Below are 10,196 nucleotides of genomic sequence, written 5' to 3'. Positions count from 1 at the left end.
ACCTGGAACGTCGCCGACTTGATGCCCGCGCCCTCGGCGTACGAGGTGTCCATCACCTTGACGGGGTACTTGTGCCGCTCGGCCCAGCGCAGGTACATGCGCATGAGCATCTCGGCGAAGTCGGTGGCGTCGTCGCCGCCCGCGCCCGAGCGGATCGTCACGACGGCGGAGCGGTCGTCGTACTCGCCGTCGAGGAGCGTCTGCACCTCGAGCTGGCTGATGATGTCCTCCAGCTCGGCGATCTCGCGGCGGGCCTCCTCGGCGGAGTCCTCGTCATCCATCTCGTTGGCGAGCTCGACGAGGACGTCGAGGTCGTCGAGGCGCTGCTCGACGTCGGTGACGCGCTTGAGGTCGGCCTGGCGATGGCTGAGGGCGCTGGTGACCTTCTGCGCCTTCTCGACGTCGTCCCAGAGGTCGGGCGCGCCGGCCTCTTCGCTGAGACGCGCGATGTCGGCGGTGAGTGCCTCGACGTCGACCACGGCCTTGATGTCGGCGAACGTGGAGCGCAGGGCCTGGATATCGGCGGAGGGATCGAAGTCGAGCATGACACTCCAGACTAACGTGGAAGCGATGAGTGAAAGCGCCGAGACCCCGACCGCCCGCGACGTGCTGTGGCGATTCGGACCGATGGTCTACGGCCCCACCGTACTGTTCGCGCTCGGCGAGGGCGCGGTCATCCCCCTCATCCCGGTCATCGCCGCACAGTTGGGCGCAGACGTCGCCACGGCAGCACTCGTCGCCTCGGCACTCGTGATCGGTCAGCTCTGCGGCAATCTGCCCGCCGGCTGGGCCGTCGCCCGCATCGGCGAGCGGCTCACGATGGCGATCGCGGGCGTCCTCTCGCTCGCCGGCATCGTGGGCATGGTGTGGGCCCCGTCGCTCGGCGTGTTCGCGATCGCGGTGTTCCTCATCGGGTTCTGTGCGGCCGCCTTCGGGCTGGCGCGACACTCCTTCATGACGACCCGCGTGCCGCTGTCGTTCCGCGCCCGCGCCCTGTCGCTGCTCGGCGGCACGTTCCGCCTCGGCATGTTCGTCGGGCCCTTCATCGCCGCCGGACTGCTGGCTGTGTTCGGCGACGAGCAGGCCACGATCTGGTTCTTCGGCGGATGCCTCGTCGCCACGGTCCTCCTCGTGCTCCTCGGTCCCGACCCCGAGAAGCAGCTGCCGTCCCCTGCGGCCCCGCGCGCGGCATCCGATCTGACCGAAGACACCGGCGAGCCCGTGACCGGCTCCATCCCGACGTCGGAGCGCACGGGTGTGATCCGGACCATGTGGCGCCACCGGCGGGTGCTGTCGACGCTCGGTCTGGCTGCGGCATCCCTCTCGGCCGTCCGCTCGGCGCGACAGGTCGTGCTGCCGCTGTGGGGCGTGTCGATCGGACTCGACGCGCAGACGATCGCGCTCGTCGTGGGCATCTCGGGCGCCATCGACTTCGCCCTCTTCTACGCGAGCGGTCAGGTGATGGACCGGTTCGGCCGGCTCTGGGCGGCCCTCCCGGCCATGATCCTGATGGGTGCGGGGTTCATCGCGCTGTCGCTCACCCACGACCTGCCCCAGGCTGCGATGTGGTTCGCGATGTTCGCCGCCGTGCTCGGCGTCGGCAACGGGCTGTCCAGCGGCATCCTGCTCACCCTCGGCGCCGATGTGGCCCCGACGTCCGACCCCGCGGCCTTCCTCGGCTCGTGGCGGACGCTCACGGATGCCGGCGGGGCGGTCGCGCCGCTCATCGTGTCGGGGCTCGCCGCGGTCGCGTCGCTCGCGGTGGCGACGGGCGTCATGGGGGCGATCGGGCTGCTGGGCGCGCTCGCGTTCATCCGGTGGGTGCCCCGCTACGTGCCGGGCACCCGCGCCTGAACTCTCACACCCAGGAGCGGCGCACCGCTTCCGCACCGAGCTGCATGCGTGTGGTGACCCCCGCGGTCTCCATCAGCTCTGCCACTCGGCGCTGCACGGTGCGCAGCGAGATCCCCAGCTGCGCCGCCGCAGCGGCATCCGTGACGCCCAGCAGCAGAAGGCGGAGCAGATCGCGATCGACCTCCTCGGTGGTGGGGGCGGCGGCGATGGGAAGGAACGCCGTCGCGGTGCGCCAGTACTCCTCGAAGATCGCGATGACGAGATCCAGCAGTCCGCTCGGGTGGATGAGAAGTGCCCCGAACCCCTGGTCCTTGCCCTGCGAGTGCATCGGTACGAGAGCCATCTGGTCATCGGCCACGAACATGCGCGTCGGGAGAGTGGGGAGCACCCGGATCTCTTCGCCGATGTCAGCCATCTCGCGGGCGGCGCCGAGGAAGCCCGGCCGCTCGAGCACCGCGCTCTCGACGATCACGCGGTAGCGGACACCACGCGCGAGAGCGCGATCCTCTTCGATGTTGTCTTCCCCGCGGACCAGCGCGATCTCGTTCAACACGAGCACCCGCACCTGATCCGTCGCGGCCGCCTGCAACTGAGCGACCCGCTGTCGAACGGCGTCGTCGCCGATCACGACGTCCACCACATCGGCGACGCTGCGCTGCTCCGCCGAGCGACGATACAGATCGCTCAGCTCGACGAGCGCCTCGTGAGCGCGGGTGAGTCCGCGCTCACGCTCGAGCAGCAGCGGACGCAGCGAGATGAACGGCGGGGATGCCACGAACCGGTCACTGCGCGCCGCTTGGCGCGCCAGCAACCCGAGCCGTTCCAGTTCGGCCACGATCGGACGCACGCGGGGCAACGACATGCTGAGCGCGGAGGCGATGTCGGCAGTCGAGGCGGACGGCTGCTGCAGCACGCACCGATAGACGGCGGTGTGGGCCTCATCGAGGCCGAGCGCGTCGAGCACCGTTTCCGTCCCCATGCCGTCCATGGTCCCCCGCCGACCGTGGCGGATGGTGGACATGGCAGTTCTCCGCCATCCACTTTAGGCGGGCGGGCCACGAAAGTTGGGGCGTACGGATCCCCCACCCCGAACCGAGAGGCTCGCGCATGACACGACCCCAGCCCATCGGCCACCGCCTGCGCCCGATCGTCGCCGCCACAAGCGGACTGGCGATCGGCATCGCAGGCATCGGCCTCGCGTCTCTGCCTGCGGCGGCCGGCCCCGCTCCCGCGGCCAGCCCCGTCCCCGCGGCCGCGCCGAACGCGACGGCCGGCGAATCGCACGCCGTGACCCTCATCACAGGCGACCGTGTCACCGTCACCGACATGTCGGACGGCACGCACACCGTGCTGGTCGACACCGCTGTCGAAGGCGCCGGAGTGAAGACGTACGAGGTCGGCGACGACCTGCACGTGGTGCCGGACGGCGCGATGCCCTATCTGGCGGCGGGTGCGCTCGACGAAGACCTCTTCAACGTGTCGCTGCTGCTGGACTACGGCTACGACGACGCCTCCGTCGACGCCACTCCGGTCATCGTCGAGCAGGAGGACGCGACAGCGCGCACGTTCTCGGCGCCGGTCCCCGGGCTCGAGGTCCAGGCGGCGCTTCCGAGCATCGGCGGCGCCGCAGCGACCTTCGGCCACGACGAGGCGGCCGCCGCATGGCAGGCGCTCACCGCTCCAGCCGCTCGGAGCCTCTCGGCCACGCCGACGCTGGGCGGAGGCATCCAGGCGATCCACCTCGACGGCAAGGTGAAGGCGACCCTCGACTCGAGCGTGCCCTACATCGACGCGCCCGCGGCCTGGGCCGAGGGCTACACCGGTGAAGGAGTCACCGTGGCCGTCCTCGACACCGGATACGACGACACCCACCCCGATCTGCAGGGCCGCGTGAGCGCGGACTCCCAGAGCTTCGTCCCCGGCGAAGAGGTCGACGCGGATCCCAACGGGCACGGCACGCACGTCGCATCGACGATCGCCGGCACGGGCGCCGCCAGCGCCGGCACGCACCGCGGAGTCGCCGACGACGCACAGCTGCTCGTGGGCAAGGTCCTCGGCGCCGACGGCTACGGACAGGACTCCTGGATCATCGAGGCAATGGAGTGGGCCGGCCAGCACGCTCCGATCGTGTCGATGAGTCTCGGCTCGACCGAGGCCTCCGATGGCAAGGACCTCATGGCCGAGTCGCTCAACCGGATCTCGGAGTCCACCGGCGCACTCTTCGTCGTCGCCGCCGGCAACGCCGGCGCCCCCGAGACGATCGGCGCTCCGGGCTCCGCCGCCGAAGCACTCACCGTGGGATCGGTAGACGACCCGTCCGGGGCCTTGTCCTACTTCACGAGCCAGGGTCCGCTCGCTCGGTCCGGGGCGATGAAGCCCGACCTCACCGGTCCTGGCAACGATGTCACCGCCGCACGGTCTGCCGACAGCGCGGGCTCCGGTTCGTACATCGCGATGAGCGGGACCTCGATGGCGACACCTCACGTCGCTGGCGCCGCAGCGATCCTGCTCGGCGCGCATCCGGAGTACACCAAGGATCAGCTGAAGGCGGCCCTCGTCAGCACAACCGTTGACCTCGGGTACACGCCGTACCAGGGCGGCACCGGCGTCGTGAACGTCGCGGCGGCGCTGGACGTGCCCGTCGTGGCATCGGGCTCGGGCGACTTCGGCATGCTCGCCTGGGGCCAGGCGCCGGCTCCGGTGACGCGGACGATCGAATACACGAACCGCACGGATGCCGAGGTCACGGTCGCACTGGAGGCCTCGCTGGCAGACACCACGCCAGGCGGCGACGCGGGCCCCGGTCCGCTCGCGAGCGGCATCGCCTTCGACGCGCTGACGCTCGACGCGGACGCACTGACGATCCCGGCCGGCCAGACCCGCGCGGTCACGATGACCGTCGATCCCGCCAAGGTTCCCGCCGGCACGCAGCTGTCAGGGGCACTTGTGGGGCTCATCGACGGCCGACCGGCGACGCGGACCGCCCTCGGCACGATCTCGGAGGCGGAGCGGTACGACCTGACGATCACCGCGACGGACTTCGAGGGAAACCCTGCCGAGACGTACGCGTTCCTGTGGAACCCGGCCACGCAGTTCGCCGAGCCGATCTACGTCGGTGGCGAGACCACGCTGCGCCTCATGAAGGGCGACTACTCGGTCGTGTCGTTCATGGACCTCGACCGGACTCCCGACACCGTCGCCAGCGTCCTCGTCGGCGAGCCCACGCTGGAGCTCGACCAGAATCGGACGGTCGCCCTCGACGCACGCACCGCCGAGAAGGTCACCGTCGACGTCGGCGCCGACGGGCTCGAAGCGGTGCACCGCCGCATGGACATGAAGGTGGGCGACTTCCTCGCGAGCTCGATGATGCCGGTGAAGACCGACGAGATGTGGGCGCAGCCGATGAAGATCGACGACGCAGACTTCAGCTTCACGACGCGGTGGCGCCTGCAGACGCCGCTGCTGACGGTGACGGCAGGCAAGACGCCTCTCGACCTGATCGTGCTCGGGGGCTCCACGCTCCTGGACGGCTCGTTCAAATCCGCGGCCGTCGACGGGGGGACGGGCACGCCCGAGCATCTCGCCGCAGCCGGCGTCGCCGGCAAGATCGCCGTGGTGACGCGCGCCGCCGAAGTGTCGGCATCCCAGCAGGCGGCCAACGCCGCCGCCGCGGGCGCGAAGCTGCTGCTGCTCGCCAACGCCGAGGACGGCGAGCTCAGCGACTGGGTCGGCTCGGAGATCGACTTCAGCGACGTCGGCATTCCGGTGGCCGGCATCAGCGGCGTCGACGGACGCGCGCTCGTCGCGCAGCTGGCGAACAAGAAGAAGATGACGATGTCTGTCGTCGGCGTCCCCTCGACGGACGTCGTCTACGACATCGCCGAGTACGCCGACGGTGAGATTCCCGAGAACCTGACCTACCGCCACTCGTCGAAGGACCTCGCCCGCATCGACACGCGCTACCACGGCCAGCGGGAGCAGCTCGGCGAGTTCCGGTACGACTTCGTGCCTGGGGCGCAGTACGGAACCGGGTTCCCCTACATCGCCGAGCGTGGCATGGACCGCGCCGAGTGGGTGAACACCGACAACCTCCGCTGGAACCAGTGGGTTGCCGTGATGTCGGTGATGTGGGAGATCCGCGACAAGCTGCGCACGTACGAACCGGGCGCGCGGATGTCGGAGGAGTACTTCGGCGGCATCGTCCGACCGTACGTCGCCACCGGCTTCTGGGTCCCCTATCGCGTCTCGGACTACGCCCAGGTCAACATCCCCAGCTGGGCCGACGGCGGCAACCCTGAGCACACAGGCACGTTCGACACCTGGATCGAGCCGTCGACGGTGCACCAATCCACGGACGTGTACCTCGATGGGCACCTGATCAAGCAAGCCGAGCATCAGGGAGCGAACGTCTTCGAACTCCCCGACGGCGAGCAGGACTGGCGCGTGGTCAGCACGGCGACGCACGACGGCTCCCACCTCGCCGGATCCACCAAGACGGTGAGCGACTGGACGTTCCGGTCCGAGGGCGCGCTGGGTGACTGGAACAACCGGTTGCTGCCGATGATCCAGGCGTATTACGACCTCGACGTCAACGCGGCCAACCTCGCGGGCGAGGGACGCAAGAAGGGTTCGGCCATCGCGCTGGGTCTGGAGCTCGGGCACGTCGCAGGGACCGCGCCCGCCGGCGCGATCACCGAGGCCACCCTCGAGGTCCGTACCGGTGACGGCGAGTGGCAGCCGGTCTCGCTGAGCCCGGCCAAGACCGACGCCCCCACCGGAGCAGTCGAGGGCGATGGCGACATCTTCGTCAACAGCCGTGCGTGGGTGAGCGGGTACACCGCCAAGATTCCGGTGTCCGACAAGGGCGGCTGGATCGACCTGCGCGTCACGGCGAAGGATGCCGCGGGGAACACGTTCTCGCAGGAGATCGAGCGTGCGTTCCAGGCCACGCCGGCGAAGGGAGTCCGCTGACACGGGGATCCCGAGCGACGGCCCCGGCGCGTGAGCGCCGGGGCCGTTCTGCGTGCCGCGCCCCTGCGAATGTTCACTTCTGTTCAGTTCGATCGCCTGAACGCACACGGACTGAAACGATGAACCGTCCGCCGTCATCCCGGGCCGCGGACCGTGTGATTCGAGGAGGAATCCCTTGCCCAGCAAACGGACCACGCTGCTCGTGGCGGCAGCCGTCGGCGCGCTCTGCCTGACGGGCGCGCCGGCGCCCGCGCTCGCCGCCGACAGCCTCGCGGGCGCGGTGCACTATGCCAGCGATCTGGACTGGGTCTCGGCCGACAACGGCTGGGGCCCGGTGGAGCGCGACTTCAACAACGGCGCCCGCGGGGTGCCGGACACCAGCCGCGCGATCCAGTCGATCCGCGGCGTGCAGTACCCGAAGGGGCTCGGCACCCACGCTCCCGCGCGCGTCGTCTACGACGTCGCTCAGCAGTGCACCCAGCTGCTCGGCTACGTCGGCATCGACGACAGCCAGGCCGGCAAGGGCCGCGTCGACTTCGTGGTGAAGGTCGACGGCGCCGAGAAGTTCCGCATGGCACGCAGCGGCACCGACGCGGCCGGCCGCCTGAATCTCGACCTGCACGGCGCGACCACCGTCGAACTCATCGCCGAGCCCGGCCCCGAGGGCAACGGCAACGACCACGCCGACTGGGCCGACCTGCGCATCAACTGCACCGACGAGTACCTCGCTCAGCCGCTCACCGTCACGGCCGACGACGTGGACCTGTCGCTCCTCGCCCCGGGCTCGCCCGTCTCGGTGTCGGTCGCGGGCGCCGGACCGCACGTGCCCGTGACCGTCGGCTTCGCCAGCACCGAGGTCGTCGCGAACACGGACGACAGCGGACGCGCGACCGCCTCGTTCGTGGTGCCCGCGGGCACGCCCGCCGGCGAGTACCCGATCACCGCGCGCGCGGAGTCGCTGTTCGGCGCCGTGGCGGAGGGCCGGATCTCGGCCCACGTCATCGCGATCTCCGACACCGTGTACTACGTCGACTGCTCGGCGACCGGCACGGGCGACGGCTCCGAGGCGGCGCCCTTCACGTCGCTCGACCAGCTCTCGGGCGCGCAGCCCTTCCAGCCCGGCCAGTCCGTGCGATTCAAGCGCGGAGCCGAGTGCCTCGGCACGTTCGCCCCGACCGGCTCAGGCCTCGACACCGCGCCCATCACCGTCTCCCCCTACGGCGACGGCGACGCGGAGGCGACGATCAACGGGAACGGCGCGCTCGCCGGCATCCACCTCCTCAACATCAGCAACTGGACCGTCGACGCCATGCACGTGATCAACCCCGGTACCCCCGACCAGCGCCGCGTCGGCATCCTGTACGAGATCAACGACGGCACCAAGCGCAGCGGCGTCGTCCTCACCCGCAACCACGTCGAGAAGGTCGCCGGCTGGTCCGACAAGACGAGCCTCGGCAACGCCTTCTCGCGCTCGGCGGGCATCTCGGTTCTCGGCGACGGCATCGGCTGGTTCGACGGCATCACGGTGACCGACAACGTCGTCAACGACACCGCGGCGGGCGGCATCAAGCTGTCGGCGCCCGACACGACCAAGCACTACAACGAGAAGGTCTACATCGCGCGCAACGACATCCGTGCGGTGGGCGGCGACGGCATCGTGGTCCACAACTCCGACAAGCCCGTCATCGAGTACAACTCGGCGATCGACCTCGGACACGGCGAGTACCCGTTCCTCAAGGGCAACTTCGCGGGCATGTGGCCGTACAACTCGGTGGACCCGCTGTTCCAGTACAACGTGGTCGGCAACAGCGTCGGTTCGACGTACGACTCGACGGCGTGGGACTGCGACATGAAGATCAAGGGCAGCTGCACGTTCCAGTACAACTACTCGTACGGCAACGCCGGCGGGTTCTACCTGGACTGCATCTCGGGATGCGGCACCGCATCCACCGCGACTAATGCGATCCTGCGCTACAACGTCTCGCAGGACGACTGCCGCCTCGGCGGCGCGAGCGGCGGACCGGGGCTGCACCTCATCTACAACAACACGTTCTCGTGCCTCAACCGGCCGTTCGAAGACGACATGACCGCCCCGCGCCAGGTGAAGAACAACATCATCATCGCGACCGGGGGCTCGCTCAAGACGACGAACGGGGTGTACGCGAACAACGCGTACTTCGGCGGCATCCAGCCTCCGGTCACCGAGACCGGCGCGATCGTCGGCGACCCGCAGCTGATCGCCGCGGGCAGCGGGCAGCTCACGCGGGCCCTCCCCGGGTACGAGCTCGCCGTCGGGTCGCCCCTGCTGGGGGCGGGCACGCGGATCGCGGATGCCGGCGAGCGCGACTTCTTCGGCAACCCGATCCCTGCGACGCCGAACATCGGCGCCTACCAGGGCGCCGGCGTCGAGGTCGCGCCGCTGCCCTTCGACGCCCTGGTCAACCAGACCGCGGTGGCCTCGTCGGCCAACCCGCGCAACGGCGCGGTGACGACGGACTACCGCGTGTTCTCGGCCGGGCCGCTGGCGGACGCCGGCCTCGCCGTCGGCGAGAAGGCGACGGCGTTCGGCGCCGAGCTCGACTGGCACCCGACCGCTGTCGGAACCCCCGACGCGATCAAGGTCGCCGGTCAGCAGGTGTCGCTCGAAGGCGAGGGCGACGAGCTCGTCGTCGCCGGGTTCTCGGTGGGCACGGCCACCTCGGGCGCCGCGACCGTCCACTACCAGGACGGCACGAGCGAGCAGGTGCGGATCTCGCTGCCGCTGTGGAGCGATGCGTCGACGGATGCCGCCGACACGGCGCTCCTCGCCGGCGCGGCCTCATACCTGCAGCGCACCAAGCCCTACCTCGGCGGAACGATCTCGACGGTCACGGCTCCCGCGTCCGTGTTCGCGCAGCGCATCCCGCTTTCGGGCAAACCGGTCGCGAGCGTCACGCTCCCCGAGGGCAGCCCGGTGACGGGTGAGGGCCTGAGCCTGTTCGCGATCGAGCTCGACGGCAGCGCCGTGCCGACCTCGACCTCGGTCGTCACGGAGTGCCGCGGACCGAACGCCTGGGTGCACGTCACGGTCGCCAACGAGGGCGATGCCGCCATCACGGTGGCAGTCGGCGCGGCCCTCGGCGACGACGTCAAGGTGAAGCTCAACCCGGGCAAGGACACGCGGTCGTCGTTCAAGATCCGCGACGCGCTCGCCGACGGCGAGGTGACAGTGGTCGCCTCCACGGCGGACGGTGCACGCACCACCAGCATGGTGCCCTACACGGGGATCGGCTGCCGCTGATCGCTCGGAACACCCGTGGGGGGGCCCCACCACCCGGGCCCCCCCGGCCCCCAGCCCCGGGTGCCCCTCCCCACACCCCACCGGCCCCACC

The 10,196-nt window shown here is 70.2% G+C and carries 5 protein-coding genes; 3 read left to right on the top strand and 2 right to left on the bottom strand.

Annotated elements, in window-relative coordinates; all coding sequences use genetic code 11:
- Positions 1-545, bottom strand: a 545-nt coding sequence (locus tag ACTHNQ_RS04300; RefSeq protein WP_440331400.1) for a PCRF domain-containing protein, incomplete at its 3' end; no start/stop codon positions are given.
- Between the two features lie 25 nt (positions 546-570).
- Here ACTHNQ_RS04300 and ACTHNQ_RS04295 point away from each other — a divergent pair.
- A complete protein-coding gene (locus tag ACTHNQ_RS04295; protein WP_440331398.1) occupies positions 571-1,854 on the top strand; it encodes an MFS transporter in 1,284 nt (427 codons plus the stop codon).
- Positions 1,855-1,858: 4 nt separating this feature from the next.
- Here the strand turns inward: ACTHNQ_RS04295 and ACTHNQ_RS04290 are convergent, their stop codons facing one another.
- Positions 1,859-2,833 carry a transcriptional regulator TrmB gene (locus ACTHNQ_RS04290; protein WP_440331396.1) on the bottom strand — a complete coding sequence of 325 codons (975 nt, stop codon included), beginning with the start codon at positions 2,831-2,833 and terminating at the stop codon, positions 1,859-1,861.
- Positions 2,834-2,961: 128 nt separating this feature from the next.
- On the opposite strand from ACTHNQ_RS04290, the gene ACTHNQ_RS04285 reads away from it, so the two are divergent.
- The gene (locus ACTHNQ_RS04285) at positions 2,962-6,825 is read left to right on the top strand and encodes a S8 family serine peptidase (protein ID WP_440331394.1); all 3,864 of its coding nucleotides are present in this window, start codon (positions 2,962-2,964) and stop codon (positions 6,823-6,825) included.
- Between the two features lie 175 nt (positions 6,826-7,000).
- Positions 7,001-10,105: an NPCBM/NEW2 domain-containing protein gene (locus ACTHNQ_RS04280; protein ID WP_440331392.1), complete on the top strand. Its 3,105-nt coding sequence runs from the start codon at positions 7,001-7,003 to the stop codon at positions 10,103-10,105.
- Positions 10,106-10,196 lie beyond the last annotated feature (91 nt).

Origin of the sequence: Microbacterium sp., from assembly GCF_051953575.1 — a bacterium.
Classification (GTDB): domain Bacteria; phylum Actinomycetota; class Actinomycetes; order Actinomycetales; family Microbacteriaceae; genus Microbacterium.
This window is presented reverse-complemented; position numbering and strand designations above follow the sequence as displayed.